The 16,151-nt window shown below is 64.5% G+C and carries 15 protein-coding genes and 2 pseudogenes; 11 read left to right on the top strand and 6 right to left on the bottom strand.

Going from position 1 to position 16,151, the window contains the following annotated elements; all coding sequences use genetic code 11:
* Window positions 1-8: 8 nt before the first annotated feature.
* The 5 genes from ACZBJS_RS22645 to ACZBJS_RS22625 all read left to right on the top strand — a co-directional run bounded on the left by ACZBJS_RS22645 (window position 9) and on the right by ACZBJS_RS22625 (window position 4,996).
* Window positions 9-1,094, top strand: a complete 1,086-nt coding sequence (locus ACZBJS_RS22645; RefSeq protein ID WP_141340516.1) for an ABC transporter ATP-binding protein — start codon at window positions 9-11, stop codon at window positions 1,092-1,094.
* Window positions 1,094-1,996 (top strand): carbohydrate ABC transporter permease, encoded by a 903-nt coding sequence (locus tag ACZBJS_RS22640; RefSeq protein WP_028338609.1) that lies wholly within the window; start codon window positions 1,094-1,096, stop codon window positions 1,994-1,996. Before ACZBJS_RS22645 ends, ACZBJS_RS22640 begins: the two co-directional genes overlap by 1 nt.
* Window positions 1,996-2,802 (top strand): carbohydrate ABC transporter permease, encoded by an 807-nt coding sequence (locus ACZBJS_RS22635; RefSeq protein ID WP_028333212.1) that lies wholly within the window; start codon window positions 1,996-1,998, stop codon window positions 2,800-2,802. The genes ACZBJS_RS22640 and ACZBJS_RS22635 overlap by 1 nt, the downstream gene beginning before the upstream one ends.
* Before the next feature lie 9 nt (window positions 2,803-2,811).
* Entirely contained in the window at window positions 2,812-3,138 is a 327-nt protein-coding gene (locus ACZBJS_RS22630; RefSeq protein ID WP_057016960.1) for a DUF2160 domain-containing protein, read from the top strand.
* A gap of 115 nt (window positions 3,139-3,253) precedes the next feature.
* Complete coding sequence (locus ACZBJS_RS22625) at window positions 3,254-4,996, top strand: ABC transporter substrate-binding protein (protein WP_038382516.1); 1,743 nt, start codon at window positions 3,254-3,256, stop codon at window positions 4,994-4,996.
* 209 nt (window positions 4,997-5,205) lie between these two features.
* On the opposite strand, the gene ACZBJS_RS22620 is transcribed toward ACZBJS_RS22625, so the two are convergent.
* From ACZBJS_RS22620 to ACZBJS_RS22605, 4 genes are all read right to left on the bottom strand, one after another.
* Complete coding sequence (locus ACZBJS_RS22620) at window positions 5,206-6,309, bottom strand: alkene reductase (RefSeq protein WP_141340517.1); 1,104 nt, start codon at window positions 6,307-6,309, stop codon at window positions 5,206-5,208.
* A gap of 85 nt (window positions 6,310-6,394) precedes the next feature.
* Entirely contained in the window at window positions 6,395-7,255 is an 861-nt protein-coding gene (locus ACZBJS_RS22615; RefSeq protein ID WP_229189532.1) for an SDR family NAD(P)-dependent oxidoreductase, read from the bottom strand.
* A gap of 100 nt (window positions 7,256-7,355) precedes the next feature.
* Window positions 7,356-7,859 carry a DUF1993 domain-containing protein gene (locus ACZBJS_RS22610; protein ID WP_057016963.1) on the bottom strand — a complete coding sequence of 168 codons (504 nt, stop codon included), beginning with the start codon at window positions 7,857-7,859 and terminating at the stop codon, window positions 7,356-7,358.
* Between the two features lie 351 nt (window positions 7,860-8,210).
* Window positions 8,211-9,557, bottom strand: a complete 1,347-nt coding sequence (locus ACZBJS_RS22605; RefSeq protein ID WP_463439198.1) for a lytic murein transglycosylase — start codon at window positions 9,555-9,557, stop codon at window positions 8,211-8,213.
* 134 nt (window positions 9,558-9,691) lie between these two features.
* On the opposite strand from ACZBJS_RS22605, the pseudogene ACZBJS_RS22600 reads away from it, so the two are divergent.
* The 3 genes and pseudogenes from ACZBJS_RS22600 to htpX all read left to right on the top strand — a co-directional run.
* Window positions 9,692-10,048 (top strand): annotated as a pseudogene (locus ACZBJS_RS22600) (hypothetical protein); the annotation flags it as partial.
* A gap of 132 nt (window positions 10,049-10,180) precedes the next feature.
* Window positions 10,181-10,776 (top strand): annotated as a pseudogene (locus tag ACZBJS_RS22595) (response regulator); the annotation flags it as partial.
* 220 nt (window positions 10,777-10,996) lie between these two features.
* Window positions 10,997-11,926: a zinc metalloprotease HtpX gene (htpX, locus tag ACZBJS_RS22590; protein ID WP_141340519.1), complete on the top strand. Its 930-nt coding sequence runs from the start codon at window positions 10,997-10,999 to the stop codon at window positions 11,924-11,926.
* Between the two features lie 194 nt (window positions 11,927-12,120).
* Here the strand turns inward: htpX and ACZBJS_RS22585 are convergent, their stop codons facing one another.
* Entirely contained in the window at window positions 12,121-13,071 is a 951-nt protein-coding gene (locus tag ACZBJS_RS22585; protein ID WP_463439197.1) for an aldo/keto reductase, read from the bottom strand.
* On the opposite strand from ACZBJS_RS22585, the gene ACZBJS_RS22580 reads away from it, so the two are divergent.
* Together ACZBJS_RS22580 and ACZBJS_RS22575 are read left to right on the top strand one after the other, a co-directional pair.
* A complete protein-coding gene (locus ACZBJS_RS22580) occupies window positions 13,070-13,300 on the top strand; it encodes a hypothetical protein (protein ID WP_253589304.1) in 231 nt (76 codons plus the stop codon). The two genes, ACZBJS_RS22585 and ACZBJS_RS22580, sit on opposite strands and share 2 nt — an antisense overlap.
* A 42-nt stretch (window positions 13,301-13,342) precedes the next feature.
* Window positions 13,343-13,801, top strand: coding sequence for a GYD domain-containing protein (locus ACZBJS_RS22575; RefSeq protein ID WP_229193141.1), 459 nt, complete (start codon window positions 13,343-13,345; stop codon window positions 13,799-13,801).
* A 569-nt stretch (window positions 13,802-14,370) separates the two neighbouring features.
* Here the strand turns inward: ACZBJS_RS22575 and ACZBJS_RS22570 are convergent.
* A complete protein-coding gene (locus ACZBJS_RS22570) occupies window positions 14,371-15,624 on the bottom strand; it encodes a Spy/CpxP family protein refolding chaperone (RefSeq protein ID WP_463439216.1) in 1,254 nt (417 codons plus the stop codon).
* 344 nt (window positions 15,625-15,968) lie between these two features.
* Between ACZBJS_RS22570 and ACZBJS_RS22565 the strand changes: the two genes are divergently transcribed.
* Window positions 15,969-16,151: transposase (locus tag ACZBJS_RS22565; RefSeq protein ID WP_463439196.1), on the top strand; the 183-nt coding region annotated here is incomplete at its 3' end.

Raw genomic sequence — 16,151 nt, 5'->3', positions numbered from 1 at the left:
GATGCTTCATGGCCCGCATTGACCTCGTCGATCTCGCGCACTCCTACGGCGGCAACGACGCGCCGCAGGAATCCTTTGCGCTGAAGCCGGTTACCATGACCTGGCGGCAGGGCGGCGCCTATGCGCTGCTCGGGCCGTCCGGCTGCGGCAAGACCACGCTGCTCAACCTGATCTCCGGCATCGTGACGCCGTCGCGCGGAAAGATCCTGTTCGACGGCCGTGACATCACGCCGCTGTCGACGCAGAAGCGCAACATCGCGCAGGTGTTCCAGTTCCCGGTGATCTACGACACCATGACGGTCGGCCAGAACCTGGCCTTCCCGCTGAAGAATCGCGGCGTCGCGAAGGCCGAGGTCGACGCGCGCGTCAGGCAGATCGCCGATCTGCTCGACCTCACGCCCTATCTCAAACGCAAGGCGACACGGCTCACCGCCGACGCCAAGCAGAAGATCTCGCTCGGCCGCGGTCTGGTGCGCTCCGACGTCGCGGCCGTCCTGTTCGACGAACCGCTAACGGTGATCGATCCCGAGCTGAAGTGGCAGCTGCGCTCCAAGCTGAAGGCGCTGCATCGCGAGCTCGACCTCACGATGATCTACGTCACCCACGACCAGACCGAGGCGCTGACCTTCGCCGACACCGTCGTCGTGATGCATGACGGCCGCGTGGTGCAGAGCGGCACGCCGGCCGAATTGTTCGACAAGCCGGCGCATACGTTCGTCGGCTACTTCATCGGCTCGCCCGGCATGAACATCGTGCCCGCCGAAGTCAGTGGTCACGAGGCGCGGGTCGACGGCCATGTCATCGGCCTGCATCGAAACTATGGTGTGCTGCCTGCGGGCAAGAAGATCGAGATCGGCGTGCGGCCGGAATTCGTCGATGTCGCGGCGCCGGCGTCAGGGCTGCTGTCGGCCAGCATCGAGCGGATCGACGATCTCGGCCGCATCCAGTTCGCCCGCGTGCGGGTCGGCGATACCAAATTCGCCGCGCGTGTGCCGCCGGGCTTCTCGGTCTCCGGCAACACCGCCGGGCTGATCTTCAATCCCGCGCACGTCCACGTCTATGCCGACAGCCATTTGGTGGAGGGGGTCGCCTGATGGACAAGACGATCAACCAAAAAGCCTGGTTCCTGGTGCTGCCGGTGTTCCTGGTGGTGGCGTTCTCGGCGGTGCTGCCGCTGATGACCGTCGTGAACTATTCGATGCAGGACACCTTCGGCAACAACCAGTTCTTCTGGAACGGGGTCGGCTGGTTCAAGGAGCTGCTCGATCCATCGACCGATCTCGGCGGGCGCTTCCTGGCCTCGCTCGGCCGCAACCTGTTCTTCTCTGCGGTGATCCTCGCGATCGAGGTGCCGCTCGGCATCATCGTCGCGCTGTCGATGCCGCGCGAAGGCTGGAGCGTCGCGGCCTGCCTCGTCATCCTCGCCTTGCCGCTGCTGATTCCGTGGAACGTGGTCGGCACCATCTGGCAGATCTTCGGCCGGCCCGATATCGGCCTGCTCGGCTATGTGCTGAACCACCTCGGCCTCAACTACAATTACGTGTCCAATGAGGTCGACGCCTGGGTCACGGTCATCGTGATGGACGTCTGGCACTGGACCAGCCTCGTCGCGCTGCTCTGCTACGCCGGGCTGAAGTCGATCCCCGACGCCTATTACCAGGCGGCGCAGATCGACGGCGCCTCGCGCTGGGCGGTGTTCAAGGCGATCCAGCTGCCGAAGATGAACCGCGTGCTGCTGATCGCGGTGCTGCTGCGCTTCATGGACAGTTTCATGATCTACACCGAGCCGTTCGTGGTCACCGGCGGCGGCCCCGGCAATTCGACGACCTTCGTCTCGATCGAGCTCGTCAAGATTGCGCTCGGCCAGTTCGACCTCGGCAAGGCCGCGGCGTTGTCGCTGGTCTACAATCTGATCATCCTGATCGTGTGCTGGGTATTCTACACCGTGATGGTCAATGCCGGCTCCGAGCGTCCGGCCAAGGAAGGAGCGGCGTGATGCATTCGATCCCCGGCCGCCGCCTGATCATGGCGCTGTTTTTGATCTTCCTGCTGTTGCCGATCTACTGGCTCGTCAACATGAGCTTCAAGACCAACGCCGAGATCGTCTCGACGATGACACTGTGGCCGCACACGCCGACGCTGCAGCACTACAAGCGCATCTTCACCGACGAGAGCTGGTATTCGGGCTACATCAATTCGCTCGAATACGTGGTGCTCAACACAATCATCTCGATCGCGGTGGCGTTGCCGGCGGCCTATGCGTTCTCGCGCTACCGCTTCCTCGGCGACAAGCATCTGTTCTTCTGGCTGCTGTCAAACCGCATGGCGCCGGCGGCGGTCTACGCGCTGCCGTTCTTTAACCTGTATTCGGCGATCGGCCTGTTCGATACGCCGTGGGCGGTCGCGCTCGCGCACTGCATCTTCAACGTGCCGCTGGCGGTGTGGATCCTCGAAGGCTTCGTCTCCGGCGTGCCGCGCGAGATCGACGAGACCGCGTTCCTCGACGGCTATTCGTTCCCGCGCTTCTTCATCAAGATCCTGGTGCCGCTCATCGCAAGCGGCATCGGCGTCGCCGCCTTCTTCTGCTTCATGTTCTCCTGGGTCGAGCTGCTGCTCGCGCGGACGCTGACCTCGGTGCAGGCCAAGCCGATCGCGGCGATCATGACGCGCACGGTCTCGGCGGCCGGCATGGACTGGGGCCTGCTCGCCGCCGCCGGCGTGCTCACCATCATTCCGGGCGCGCTGGTGATCTGGTTCGTCCGCAACTACATCGCGCGCGGCTTCGCGCTCGGCCGGGTCTAGGAGGCGATCATGGAATCCATCGCATGGATGGCCTGGACGCTGCCGACCGCGATCTTCTTCGTGCTGCTGGCCTCGACGCTCGGCGTGATGACCTGGCTCGCGGCGGTTTATCCCGAGGCCGAGCGGGTCGGCGTGCTGCGCATCCCGACCACGCGCGGCGATCGTTTGTTCATTTCGCTGGTGCTGGCGGCGGTGATCCACCTGTTGTGGATCGGCCTCGTCGGCACCGATCCGATCCTCACCCTGCCGATCGGCGAGGGCGTGGAAATTTCGAGCCTGTGGCTCGCAACGCTGATTTCGCTTCTTTCAGCCGTGGCGATCTTTCGCACCGTCTGACGAAAGCGAAGAAGAGCAGATCCGGGGTCAACCCGGGCCTGGGGTTTTGTTTGTCGCTGCAACCGGAGGAATCATAATGCGACATTTGAGAACGACAAAGGATAGTCTTTTGACTATGACCAGCGCCGCCGCGCTGATCGCGGCTTCGCTCGCGGTCGCCACGCCGGCCCGCGCCGCCGACGATGCCGTGATCCAGAAGTGGATCGCGGAATTCCAGCCCTCGACGCTGTCGAAGGAAGACCAGAAGAAGGAGCTCGAGTGGTTCGCCAAGGCCGCCGAACCCTTCAAGGGCATGGAGATCAACGTCGTCTCGGAAACGATCACGACGCACGAATATGAATCGCAGACGCTGGCCAAGGCGTTCTCCGAACTGACCGGCATCAAGCTCAAGCACGACATCATCCAGGAAGGTGACGTCGTCGAGAAGCTGCAAACCCAGATGCAGTCGGGCAAGAACGTCTATGACGGCTGGATCAACGATTCCGACCTGATCGGCACCCACTTCCGCTACGGCCAGACCATCATCCTGTCGGACTACATGAAGGGTGAGGGCAAGGAGGTCACCGACCCGATGCTCGACGTCGACGACTTCATCGGCAAGTCGTTCACCACGGCGCCGGACGGCAAGCTGTATCAGCTGCCCGACCAGCAGTTCGCGAACCTCTACTGGTTCCGCTACGACTGGTTCACCAACCCCGAGTACAAGGCCAAGTTCAAGGCCAAGTATGGCTACGAGCTCGGCGTGCCCGTGAACTGGTCGGCCTATGAAGACATCGCCGAGTTCTTCACCAACGACATCAAGGAGATCAACGGCGTCAAGGTCTACGGCCATATGGACTATGGCAAGAAGGATCCCTCGCTCGGCTGGCGGTTCACCGACGCCTGGCTGTCGATGGCCGGCAACGGCGACAAGGGTATCCCGAACGGCCTGCCGGTCGACGAGTGGGGTATCCGCATGGAAGGCTGCCGTCCGGTCGGCTCCTCGGTCGAGCGTGGTGGCGACACCAACGGCCCGGCCGCGGTCTACTCGATCACCAAATATCTCGACTGGCTGAAGAAGTATGCCCCGCCGCAGGCCCAGGGCATGACCTTCTCGGAAGCAGGTCCGGTGCCGGCGCAGGGCAACATCGCCCAGCAGATGTTCTGGTACACCGCCTTCACCGCCGACATGGTGAAGCCGGGCATCGCCGTGATGAACGCGGACGGTACGCCGAAGTGGCGTATGGCTCCGTCGCCGCACGGCGCTTACTGGAAGGAAGGCATGAAGCTCGGCTATCAGGACGCCGGCTCCGTGACGCTTCTGAAGTCGACCCCGCCGGATCGCCGCAAGGCAGCCTGGCTCTATCTGCAGTTCATCATCTCCAAGTCGGTGTCGCTGAAGAAGAGCCATGTCGGTCTCACCTTCATCCGTGAGTCCGATATCTGGGACAAGTCGTTCACCGAGCGTGCGCCGAAGCTCGGCGGCCTGATCGAGTTCTACCGCTCGCCCGCGCGCGTGCAGTGGACCCCGACCGGCAACAACGTGCCCGATTATCCGAAGCTCGCGCAGCTGTGGTGGCAGAACATCGGCGATGCGTCGTCCGGTACCAAGACGCCGCAGCAGGCGATGGACGCGCTGGCCGCGGCCCAGGATTCGGTGATGGAGCGTCTTGAGAAGTCCGGTGTGCAGGGCGCCTGCGGACCGAAGCTGAACAAGAAGGAATCCGCCGAGTTCTGGTACAAGAAGGCCGAGAAGGACGGCACCATCGCTCCGCAGCGCAAGCTCGCGAACGAGAAGCCGAAGGGCGAGACGATCGACTACGACACGCTGATCAAGTCGTGGCCGGCCAACCCGCCGAAGCGCGCCGAAGCGAAGTAAGGCGCAAGCAAAGGCGTACCAGCCCACGCCATCCGAAGACGACGAAAGGCCGGGAGCGATCCCGGCCTTTTTGCTGATTGCCAGATCATTCCGGGATGGTGCGCAAGCACCAGACCTCAGGTGCGCAACTGCGCACCGGGGAATCTCGAGAATCCGGGTTCGATGCGTCGCATCGCCCCGGAATGACGATGTGGAGAGAGGAGCGCTCCCTACTCCGCCGCCTCGGTCGCCTTCAGCGTCGGATAATCCGTGTAGCCCTTGGCGCCGCCGCCGTAGAAGGTCGCCTTGTCCCACTCGTTGAGCGGCGCGCCGGTCTTGAGCCGCTCGACCAGGTCGGGGTTGGAGATGAATGGCTTGCCGAACGCGATCAGGTCGGCCGCGCCGGCCTCCAGCACTTTCTCCGCTAGCGCGAAATCGTAGCCGTTGTTGGCGACATAGGCCTGCTTGAAGCGCTTGCGCAGCGAGGCGTAGTCGAACGGCGCGATATCGCGTGGGCCGCCGGTTGCGCCCTCGACGACGTGGAGATAGGTCAGCTTCAGCGCACTGAGCTGTTCGACGATGTAGTCGAACAGCGCTTGCGGATTGGAGTCGGTGATGTCGTTGGCCGGCGTCACCGGCGAGATCCGGATGCCGGTGCGATCTGCGCCGGCCTCGGTGGCGACCGCCTTGGACACGTCCAGCATCAGCTGGGCGCGGTTCTCGATTCCGCCGCCATAAGCGTCGGTGCGCTTGTTGGTGCCGTCGCGGGCGAACTGGTCGAGCAGATAGCCGTTGGCGCCATGGATCTCGACGCCGTCGAAGCCGGCCGCCAGCGCATTCGCCGTGCCGCGCTTGAAGTCCTCGATGATCCCGGGAATTTCCGACAATTCGAGCGCGCGTGGCTCGGACACGTCAGCAAACGTGCCGTTCACGAAGGTCTTGGTCTTGGCTTTGATCGCGCTCGGCGCCACCGGTGCGCCGCCGTTCGGCTGCAGTGCGACATGCGAGATGCGGCCGACATGCCAGAGCTGGATGAAGATGCGGCCACCGCGCTCATGCACCCGATCGGTGACCCTGCGCCAGCCCTCGACCTGTTCCTTCGAATAGATGCCGGGCGTGTCCTGATAGCCCTGGCCCTGCTGCGAGACCTGGCTCGCCTCGGTGATCAGAAGGCCGGCGGAGGCGCGCTGGCCGTAATAGTCCACCGCGAGCGGGCTCGGCACCATGCCGGGCGGCACCGCGCGGTTGCGCGTCAGTGGCGCCATCACCAGGCGGTTCGGCAGCGTCAGCGCGCCGAGCTTGTAGGGCTCGAGAAGTTTGGTCGATTGGCTCATGTAAATGTTCCAGAGAATGACTGATGAAGGACAATTGTGCATTGCCGCGACGAGCGCAATGCCCGAGGCATTCGCGCTCCGCAGACTAGCCGCGCACAATTCCGCCCATGTGGCCGGCATCGAGGAACAAGGTGTGCGCGTTGACGTAGGAGGATTCATTCGAAATCAGGAACAGCGCAGTATAGGCGACCTCCCAGCCGGTGCCCTGGCGGCCGAAAGGCACTGTCACGGCGCGGTCCGATCGCCTGCGGCTGGCGTCGCGCCCCATCGGCGTGTCCATGAAGCCGGGCGCGATCACATTGCAGCGAATGCCCTTGTCCTCGCCGGCCCGCGCGATCGCCCGCCCCAGCGCGATCTGCGCCGCCTTGGAGGATTCATAGGCCGGGTTGCGGCCGCCGGCGCGCTGGCTCGCCATTGAGGAGATCAGGATGATCGCGCCGCCCGGCGCCATCACCTCCAGCGCCTTCTGCGCGAACAGCATGTGGCTGCGCACATTGACGGCATAGTCGCGGTCCCAGGCTTCGGCCGTCATCTTGGGCAGCGACAGGCCGGAGGAGATGCCGACATTGAGCGCCAGCCCGTCGAGCCCGCCGAGCCGCTGCGCGCAGCGTTCGACCGCGGGCGCGATCGCCGCGACGTCGGCGACATCGACCACGTCGGTGAAGGCCTTGCCGCCTTCGCCAGTGATCTGCGCGACGGTGTCGTCGGCGGCGTCCTTGTTGACGTCGAGGCAGGCGACCGACGCGCCCTCGCGCGCGAACAGCACGCTCATGGCGCGGCCGTTGCCGATCGGCGGGGCTTCATCCACGGTTGTGCGCTGTCCCGCGCCGACCACGATGACGCGCCGCCCGGCGAGGCGGCCGTGGTTCTTCGCCAGTCCGAGCGCTTCGGCATGCAGCGAAGCGGACGGATCGATGGCTTTCGGTGCGTGGGTTGTTGTCGACATGGCGTGCTCCCTGACGTCTTGTTGTTGTCAGGGAGCAGTAGCACGGGCGAGGGCGTGAAGCGAAAATCCCGTCGCGGGGAATATGGATCGCCGAAGCGCGTCAGCTGACGCCGAGGAAATCGCGCTTGCCGATCTCGACGCCGTTGTGGCGCAGGATGTCGTGCGCGGTCACGGCGTGGAAATAGAAGTTCGGGAACGAGAACGCGCTGAGGAATTGCTGGCCCTTCAGGGTCATCGTGCGATCGGGGCCGATCGGGAAGGTGACGTCCCTGACGTCGGCGCCGTCGAACTGCGCCGGCTTGAACGACTTCACATAGTCAATCGTCCTGGCGAGCCGCTGCTTCAGTTCACCGATGCTCTTCTCGGTATCTGGCGTCGACGGCACTTCGCTATGGGTCAGCCGCGCGCAGCCCCGTGCGGCGTGATCGCAGACAAGTTGCACCTGCTTGGTCAGCGGCAGCATGTCGGGATAGAGCCGCGATCCCAGCAGCACCTCGGGCGCGATCTTCTTCGCTTCGCAATGCGCCTCGGCCTTGGTCAGCTCGCCGGTGAGGCTGTTGAGGATCTGCAGGTAGGCGGGGACGACGGCGTCATGAAAGGACATGTGATGCTCCCTGTTCTGATGAAATCCGGATGTTACCGAACGGCGATGCTGCAAGTGGGGCGGCAAGGGGAAGAATACAACTGCGGGCGGCTGTAACACTTGGTCAAATATTTCCCGCGGGCGGCATTCTTGATCCCGTCATCCTGAGGAGCGCGAAGCGCGTCTTGAAGGATGCACGGCCCCAGTGTGGCCGATTCATCCTTCGAGGCTCGCTCCGCTCGCACCTCAGGATGACGGATCGCCAGAGTCTGCGTAGCCCGGATGGAGCGCAGCGCAATCCGGGGAGGCGCATCGGGGCTTGTCCCGGATTTCGCTGCGCTGCATCCGGGTTACGGAAAATGGGCGTTTGCTCTACCGCGTCCCCGGTGCCGCGGCATCGGCGGCCGGCTGGGTGCGGGGCCCGCCGCGCATCCGCGCCAGGAGCTCCGCGGTCGGCCAGGAATCCGCCGGCAGGCCGTATTTCATCTGCATCGCCTTCACCGCGCTGCGGCTTGCCTGTCCGAGCACGCCGTCGATCTTGCCGACGTCGTAGCCGGCGCGCGCGAGCAGTCCCTGCAGCTCCTTGATCTCATTGAACGGCAATTGCGCGACCGGACCGTGCGGCCGCTGCATCGGCGGTGCGCCCGCGATGCGGCCGGCGAGATAGCCGGCGGTGGTCGAATAGATCAGCGAGTTGTTCCACTCGGTGTAGGCGGCGAAGTTCGCATAGGCGAGGAACGCCGGACCCATCCGGCCCATCGGCAGCAGCAGCGAGGCCGGCATCTCGTCATTCGGCAATGCCTTGCCGTCGGTCAAGCTGACGCCAAGCGATACCCATTTCGATCGCGGCAGCTTGATGGTGAGGTCGGCCTGGTCCCACGGGAAATTTGCCGCCTGCGGCACGCGCACCTCCTGCAGCCACGGCTCGCCGCGCCGCCATTTCAATCCGGTGGCGATGTAGTTCGCGGTCGAGCCGATCACGTCGGGGCCGCTTTGCAGGAGATTGCGATGGCCGTCGCCGTCATAGTCGACCGCGTAGTTGAAATAATGCGTCGGCAAGAATTGCGTCTGACCGAGCTCGCCGGCCCATGAGCCGATCATCTCGTCGGGCGTCAGGTCGCCGCGCTCGATGATCTTCAGCGCGGCGATGGTCTCGCCCTGGAACATCTCGGAGCGGCGGCAATCGTAGGCCAGCGACACCAGCGATTTCAGCGTCGGCAAATTGCCCATCTGGACGCCGAAATCGCTCTCCAGTCCCCAGAACGCGGCGATCACCGCCGGCGGCACGCCATACTCCTTCTCGGCGCGCGCGAACGCGGCGGCATAGGTCCGGATGTATTGTTGGCCCTGCTGCATGCGATAGTTCGCGGCCATGCGGCCGGCGAACTGGGTGAAGATCTGCCCGAACACGCGCTGGCCGCGGTCGCGGTTGACGATACCCTGGTCGTAGATCAGGTAGGGGGCGGTCTCCGCGATCGTGCGCTGCGAGACGCCGGCGGCGACCGCCTTCTGCTTCAGCTCGGCGAGGAAGCGATCGAAGTTTTGCCCGTTGTGGCAGGACGCTGCGCGCGGCGAGGCGGCGGCGGCCGGGCGCGGCCTGACTGGCGCGGGATTCAAGGGGCTGGGCAACGGCTGCTGCGCCGAGGCGAGGGTGGAGAGCGCCAGCGCCCCCGCGATCGCTGCGATCATGATCCGGGCGCGGAGGGGAGAGGCTGGCATCGATGTCACCGGCTGGAAAAGGGGAATTGAAGCCCAATCTGCATACACCAGGGCGACACCGGGCAACAACGGGGGTAGCGCCGTTAGACCAATTGGGCTGAGGTAGGTTGAGCCGCGGCCGCTATGATCGGCCGGTGATTCGCGCGCAGGGGTGTCGGCGGATCGATCACGCCCGGAGGGACCCATGTGGAGTTTTCTCGAGCGTCTTTTGGATTCGTCGACGTTTTCGCCGCACGGCATCTGCCTGCTGTGGGAGCCCGGAGCTGATCTGGCTCCACGTGATTTCAGACGCGATCATTGCCGCTTCGTATTTCTCGATCCCGTTCGCGCTGGCGATCCTCGTCTCCAAGCGGCGCGATTTCCAGTTCGGCTGGATGGCCTGGCCGTTCGCCACGTTTATCCTCGCCTGCGGCCTCACCCATGTGTTCTCGATCTACACGCTGTGGGTGCCGATCTACGGTCTCGAGGGCCTGCTCAAGGCGCTAACCGCTGTCGCCTCGATCTTCACCGCAGTGCTGCTCTGGCCGCTGATCCCGCGGATCCTCGCGATCCCGACCGAAGAGCAGTTGCGCGGGGCCCATGTCGCGCTCGCCGAGGAGGGACGCCAGCGCCAGCGATTGGAATTCCTGCTCGAGCGCTTTCGCGAGGCCGAGGCCAATGAGAGCAAGATCCGCCAGGCGCAGAAGATGGAAGCGGTCGGCCAGCTCACCGGCGGCATTGCGCACGACTTCAACAACATCCTCACCGTCATCACCGGCACGATCGACATCCTGGCCGAGGCGGTCACTCACAACCGCGAGCTCACGGAGATCACCGCGCTGATCCGCGACGCCGCCGAGCGCGGCGCATCGCTGACGCGGCATCTGCTCGCCTTCGCGCGCAAGCAGCCGCTGCAGCCGACCACGCTGTCGGCCAATAATGGGAGCGAAGCCCTTGCCGTGCTCGACAGCGGTGCGCCGATCGATCTGTTGTTCACCGACGTCATCATGCCGGGCGCGATGAACGGACGCGACCTCGCCACCGAGGCGCGGAAGCGCCGCCCGGGCCTGCGCGTCCTCTTCACTCGGGCTATACCGATGACGCCATCGATCAGGACGGCAAGCTCGAGCAGGGCATCCTGTTCCTGGCAAAACCCTACAGCCGCGCCGAGCTCGCCCGCATGTTGCGCGTCGCGCTGCGCGAGGAGGGGGCGGTGATTGCACAGGAGCCGGCGGCGTAGCGAGAGATCGTAGCCCGCATGAGCGAAGCGACATGCGGGACCGGTCTTACCCCGCATGTCGCTTCGCTCATGCGGGCTACGGACGGCGCCGCACATGACCAATCATTAACCCGCGCCGCGTCGCTGCGACGCACTGGTTCCCCTTGCGGCTTCTGCGGCAAAATCCCTACCTCAGCGGCGTCAGTTGTGGCAGCATTCCGCTCGCCGTGAGGGAACAACGATGAACTATTTCCGCACCGCGCTCCTGCTTGCCGGCCTCACCGCCCTGTTCATGGGGGTCGGCTATCTGATCGGCGGCGGCACCGGCGCCGTGATCGCGCTGATGGTCGCGGCTGCGACAAATCTGTTCACCTACTGGAATTCCGATCGCATGGTGCTGTCGATGTACGGCGCCCATCAGGTCGATGCGGGCTCGGCGCCCGAACTCTACAATCTCGTCGCCGAGCTCGCACAGCGCGCCGCTCTCCCGATGCCGCGCGTATTCCTGATGGACGAGGCGCAGCCCAATGCGTTCGCGACCGGCCGCAACCCGGAGAACGCGGCGGTCGCCGTCACCACGGGCCTGATGCAGCAACTCAGCCGCGAGGAGCTCGCCGGCGTTATCGCGCATGAGCTTGCGCATATCAAGCATCACGACACGCTGACCATGACGATCACAGCGACGATCGCCGGCGCGATCTCGATGCTGGCGCAGTTCGGCATGTTCTTCGGCGGCAACCGCAACAACAACGGCCCCGGCATCGTCGGATCGATCGCGATGATGATCCTGGCGCCGCTCGGCGCCATGCTGGTGCAGATGGCGATCAGCCGCACCCGCGAATACGCCGCCGACAATTATGGCGCACGCATCGTCGGCCAGCCGATGTGGCTTGCCTCCGCGCTCGCGAAGATCGAGAACGCCGCGCATCAGGTGCCGAACATGGAGGCCGAGCGCAATCCGGCCACCGCGCACATGTTCATCATCAACCCGCTGTCGGGCCACGGCGTCGACAATCTGTTCGCGACCCATCCCTCGACCGCGAACCGCATCGCCGCGCTGCAGCAGCTCGCCGCCGAGCTCGGCACCCAGACCGCGCCGCGCCCGGCCGGTGGAAGCTATCCGCCGCGCAGCCCGTGGGGCGGATCCGGCCAGCGTGGCCCGTGGGGGTAGGGTAAGACCAAGCCGTAGCCGCGAAGGCGGTGTGCTCCCTCGCCCCGTTCTTAGGGAGAGGGTTGGGGTGAGGGGCTGTCTCCGCAAATACGGCGATAGCTGCATTCGCGGAAGCTCCCCCTCACCCGGAACGCATCTAGCGATGCGTTCCGACCTCTCCCCGCACGCGGGGCGAGGTGAAGTGAAGGCAGCTGCTACGCGCTCGCGGCGTCCAGCCGTTCGACCTGATCCTTGCTCAGCTCAAGTTTGGTCGCCGCGACCAGCGTTGCGACCTGCTCGGGCCTGGTGGCGCTGGCAATCGGCGCGGTGACGGAGGGTTTTGCCATCAGCCAGGCGAGCGCGACCGCGGCCGGCTCGGCGCGGGTTTCCGCGGCGACCTCGTCGAGTCCGGCCAGGATGCGCATGCCGCGCGGGTTCATGTATTTTGGGATGCTGCGTGCACCGCGAGGGCTCTTGGCGAAGTCGCTCTCCGAGCGATATTTGCCGGTCAAAAATCCGGCGGCGAGCGAGAAGAACGTGATCACGCCGACGTCGTTCGCCTCGCAGACGCGTTGCAGCGCGCCTTCGTAGCTTGAGCGCTCCGCGAGGCTGTATTCGGGCTGCATGCTCTCATAGCGCGGCAACCCGTTCGCCTTGGCAATGTCGAGCGCACTCTGGAGCCGCTCCGCCGAGAAGTTCGAGGCGCCGATGGCCCTGACCTTGCCGGCCTTGACCAGTTTGTCGTAGGCCGCGAGCGTCTCTTCCTGCGGTGTCGTCTCATCGTCCTTGTGGGACTGGTAGAGATCGATGAAATCGGTCTGCAGCCGCCGCAGCGAATCCTCGACGGCGCGCGCGATGTAGTCCGGCTTCAGCCCGACATTGCCGCCTCCCATGTCCATGCCGACCTTGGTGGCGAGAATGACGCGGTTGCGGTTGCCACGCGCCTTCATCCATTTGCCGATGATGGTCTCGGATTCGCCGCCGCTGTGGCCCGGCACCCAGCGCGAATAGACATCCGCCGTATCCAGGAATGTCAGCCCCTGATCGAGCACGGTGTCGAGCAGGCGAAACGACGACGTCTCGTCCACGGTCCAGCCCAATACATTGCAGCCGAAGCACAGGGGAGGGACAGTGAGGCCGGAGCGGCCGAGCGCGCGATGCTTCATGAGTTTTCTTTCGCTTGTTCTTGATGGCGGGCGCCGGACACTGAGGCAGATCGCCCTTGTTTGCAAGGCGTTGTGCCGCAACCGCCTGGCAGGCGCTTGGCGGACGCGGATGGATCGGGACCGCTCGTCGGTCAGGTCAGGCACGCTGCCCCTCGACGCTGCATCGACTAAGGAAGAGATTCTGTCGCAGAGCAGAAACGCGATTTTATTTGCCGCGGGTCTGATGTAGATTGCGCGGCAAGCTGCCACCGGTTGCGCCGAAATCCGGAGAATGAGCGGCAGCGCGACTGGCCATCGGCAGGCCATTTCTTCTCATTTTTCAGTACGAAATGCTCTGCCCGGGCCGCGCGCCTGGGTGAATGTTTTTTCATTCCAACCAAACGGAGCGATTGCCATGCATTTCTGCTTCTCTGGTGAATACACCCCGCGTTCCCTGAACAACATCATGGAAAACCCGACGACCAATCGATACGAGGCCGCGAAGAAGTTGATTGAGGCCGCCGGCGGGAAACTGATTTCGATGTACAGCACGGCGACCGATGGCCCTGGCGTCATGGTGATCTTCGACGTGCCGGATCCGAGCTTCGCGCCTGCGGTCAGCGGCGTGGTCGTGGCGGCCGGCGCCATGCAGAATGTGCGGCTAATCCGGCTCTTTACCCAGGACGAGATCAAGGTGGTGCGTCAGCACGCGACCAAGCTCAAGGCCGCCTACACGCCGCCCGGCGGTTAGCAGGCCGAGCGATCCAAAACGGCGCAGGTTGATCTGATGGCCGGTGTCACTCTCGCGCGGCGGCGCTTGCTGGCGTCCCGCGCGGAGGCGAGGGCCGTTGCGCGCCGCTGATCCGGGGCGTCAACGGATGGGCACTAGCTCAGGCGGATGTCCTTGCTACGTGCATGCCGGCCACAGCCCCGGCCGGTTGTGCCGTCGCATGACGTCCGCCGCCTCGCTCGGCCTCCGCTTCAGCAAGACGAGCGCAGTACGCGCTAAGGCGCGATGAGATCAGGGCGTGTACTCATGAATTCTTCGCGTCCGCTTTGATCTCGGAAGCTGACGTTGAGGCCGACATCGCAGTATGTCGGCCTTGGGCCAATAAGCAACATCCAAAGAAGTTCAGTTGACTACGTGCCGGCCTCAAAGTTCATGTTGAACGGCGTCTCGGTCGCGCGACCGAACTACTTAGAGCCCGCCCCTACAACGCATGCTCGCATGTCCAGCCCTTCTTAGCGGACGACTTGCAAATGCGACAGGGGATGCGAAGTATCGCCTTGGCCGACCAGCGCCGCTTGGGGATGGAAAAATCACACCCCCCGCTTCTTCAGACCGAGCCCCTCGAACTGCGTCTTCTGCTCGTCACTCAGGTTCCAACGGAAATCGTCGACCGCGTCGTTCACGCTGATGATCGCCTCTCTCATCGCTTCCAACCGCGCCTTTGCGGCCTTAAGGCGGGCCGGCGGGGTGAGCGCGTCCTTTGGCGGGCATGGGGTTAAGGCTTCCATGGTGCCCATCGTGGTATCCTGCACCACTTCGAGCGCGGCGCGTTGCGTATCGTTCAGTTTCAGGCTGGCGACGATGTCGTCGAGGGGCCATTGCTGGGCGACGAGCTGGCGGTATTGCTTTTCGGCCTGTTGCTCGTCTTGCGGTTCACGGCTCGCCTGGCAGGCGGCGTCCTGCATCTCCTTCAGCTTCGCGGCCGCAGCGTTAGCGCGGCGGTCGCGTTCGGGCGTGTTGAGCTGGGCCTTCTGTTCATCGCTTAGGAGATCGTAGAATTTTTGAAATGGCGGCATAACGGTCGCAACTGCGCTCAGCATCGCGTTGACGCGGCTCTGCATGGCCGCGAATCGCTCCAGCGCGGTGGTTGCGGTCTGTGCTGTACAGGAAGCGCGGATGGTGTTGCCGGCGGAAATCCAGGCGCTCGCGAGCTCGTCGAAGGCTGCGCGCTGCGCCTCGTTCGCCGCGACCGCCAGGCCGATCCGCTCGAGGGGAAGGCCGGTCGTCTCGGCGGTGTCGCCGCTACAGAATTCCTGCACCGAGGGCGCTTTGCGATGCCGCCTCCCGGCGGGGCGCTCGGCCGCAAACGCTGAGAGATCGCTCGCAGCGTAAGGCGAGAAGATCGCGGCGTAGAGATCGCCGTAGCCATAGGCCCAGAAGCCGCTGCCATCATTGAGAAGCGCGTAGTCATAGAGATCGCTGTAGGCAAACGGCCAGAAGAGCGGACCGACCCAGCCGTATGAACCGTCGGAGTGCTGCCACCAGCCTTGCGCAGCTCGGCCGCCCTGCCAGCCGGCCAGCGCGGCGACGGCAGTGAGCTGCGCGCGCTCACTCGGGCCGATCGACTCGGCGGCGGGGCGAAGATCTTGCGGTCTTAGAGCAGCCATGCGGACGCGGCTGTGGCGCGCCGCCATGCGTGCGTGGCGGCGACCTGCGACCGACAGCACGCCGGCCATCGCGAAGCGCGCGACACTCACGGGGCCGCCAACGCGCAGGCGGAAACCCGCCTCGGCCGCGCTCGGCAGCGCTCCCAGAACGCCAATTGCAACGCCGGCCGCAGCCATTCCAAGGCGGGACTTTGACATGATCTCTCCCTCGGTCTCTTCCTTGGCGGTCCAGGCCACATCGCGTCACAAATATGACTCGCAGCGGAACCGAAAGTTCCTCCCGCCGTTTTCATTGGGTGAACCTGCGGTCAGGTCACGACGTCCAACGGATTAGTCGCGTCGAGTACACGCGCTGGGTCGAATCGTCATCGCGCTTTAGTTTGGTGTGTGATTCGCGCAAACGCGTTGTCGCGAGGGAAAGCCGCTTCGCACTTTTCCGGATCATGCTTTAGGTGGTGTGGACTCTAGGGATTCCCTTTTAGGAGCAAATCAGATTCAAGGCTGCTTTTGGGGAGGCCGCCTTGGGTGTGATGGACCGTTTGGTATTGAGCGACGCGGCGTGGAAGCGGATGGCGCCGTTGATCATAGGGCGCCCCGATCAGAAGGGCTCGACCGGGCGCGACAACCGAATGTTCGTTGAAGGAGTGCTGTGGATCGTGCGTACGGGGTCTCCCTGGCGCGATCTCCCGGAGGTCTTCGGCGAT

This window comes from Bradyrhizobium sp. KZN70725, from assembly GCF_055264925.1.
Note: the sequence above shows the minus strand (reverse complement) of the source record. Positions and strands in the feature narration are given on the sequence as shown.

What these genes read in the sequence shown, in the direction of transcription:
- ACZBJS_RS22630 (WP_057016960.1), top strand. Translation starts at nt 2,812, where the DNA reads ATGGAATCCATCGCATGGATGGCCTGGACGCTGCCGACCGCGATCTTC.
- ACZBJS_RS22570 (WP_463439216.1), bottom strand. Translation starts at nt 15,624, where the DNA reads ATGGCTGCGGCCGGCGTTGCAATTGGCGTTCTGGGAGCGCTGCCGAGC.
- ACZBJS_RS22580 (WP_253589304.1), top strand. Translation starts at nt 13,070, where the DNA reads ATGAGTTTTCTTTCGCTTGTTCTTGATGGCGGGCGCCGGACACTGAGG.
- ACZBJS_RS22625 (WP_038382516.1), top strand. Translation starts at nt 3,254, where the DNA reads ATGACCAGCGCCGCCGCGCTGATCGCGGCTTCGCTCGCGGTCGCCACG.
- ACZBJS_RS22620 (WP_141340517.1), bottom strand. Translation starts at nt 6,309, where the DNA reads ATGAGCCAATCGACCAAACTTCTCGAGCCCTACAAGCTCGGCGCGCTG.
- ACZBJS_RS22645 (WP_141340516.1), top strand. Translation starts at nt 9, where the DNA reads ATGGCCCGCATTGACCTCGTCGATCTCGCGCACTCCTACGGCGGCAAC.
- ACZBJS_RS22610 (WP_057016963.1), bottom strand. Translation starts at nt 7,859, where the DNA reads ATGTCCTTTCATGACGCCGTCGTCCCCGCCTACCTGCAGATCCTCAAC.
- ACZBJS_RS22640 (WP_028338609.1), top strand. Translation starts at nt 1,094, where the DNA reads ATGGACAAGACGATCAACCAAAAAGCCTGGTTCCTGGTGCTGCCGGTG.
- ACZBJS_RS22585 (WP_463439197.1), bottom strand. Translation starts at nt 13,071, where the DNA reads ATGAAGCATCGCGCGCTCGGCCGCTCCGGCCTCACTGTCCCTCCCCTG.
- ACZBJS_RS22605 (WP_463439198.1), bottom strand. Translation starts at nt 9,557, where the DNA reads ATGCCAGCCTCTCCCCTCCGCGCCCGGATCATGATCGCAGCGATCGCG.
- ACZBJS_RS22575 (WP_229193141.1), top strand. Translation starts at nt 13,343, where the DNA reads ATGAGCGGCAGCGCGACTGGCCATCGGCAGGCCATTTCTTCTCATTTT.
- htpX (WP_141340519.1), top strand. Translation starts at nt 10,997, where the DNA reads ATGAACTATTTCCGCACCGCGCTCCTGCTTGCCGGCCTCACCGCCCTG.
- ACZBJS_RS22615 (WP_229189532.1), bottom strand. Translation starts at nt 7,255, where the DNA reads ATGTCGACAACAACCCACGCACCGAAAGCCATCGATCCGTCCGCTTCG.
- ACZBJS_RS22635 (WP_028333212.1), top strand. Translation starts at nt 1,996, where the DNA reads ATGCATTCGATCCCCGGCCGCCGCCTGATCATGGCGCTGTTTTTGATC.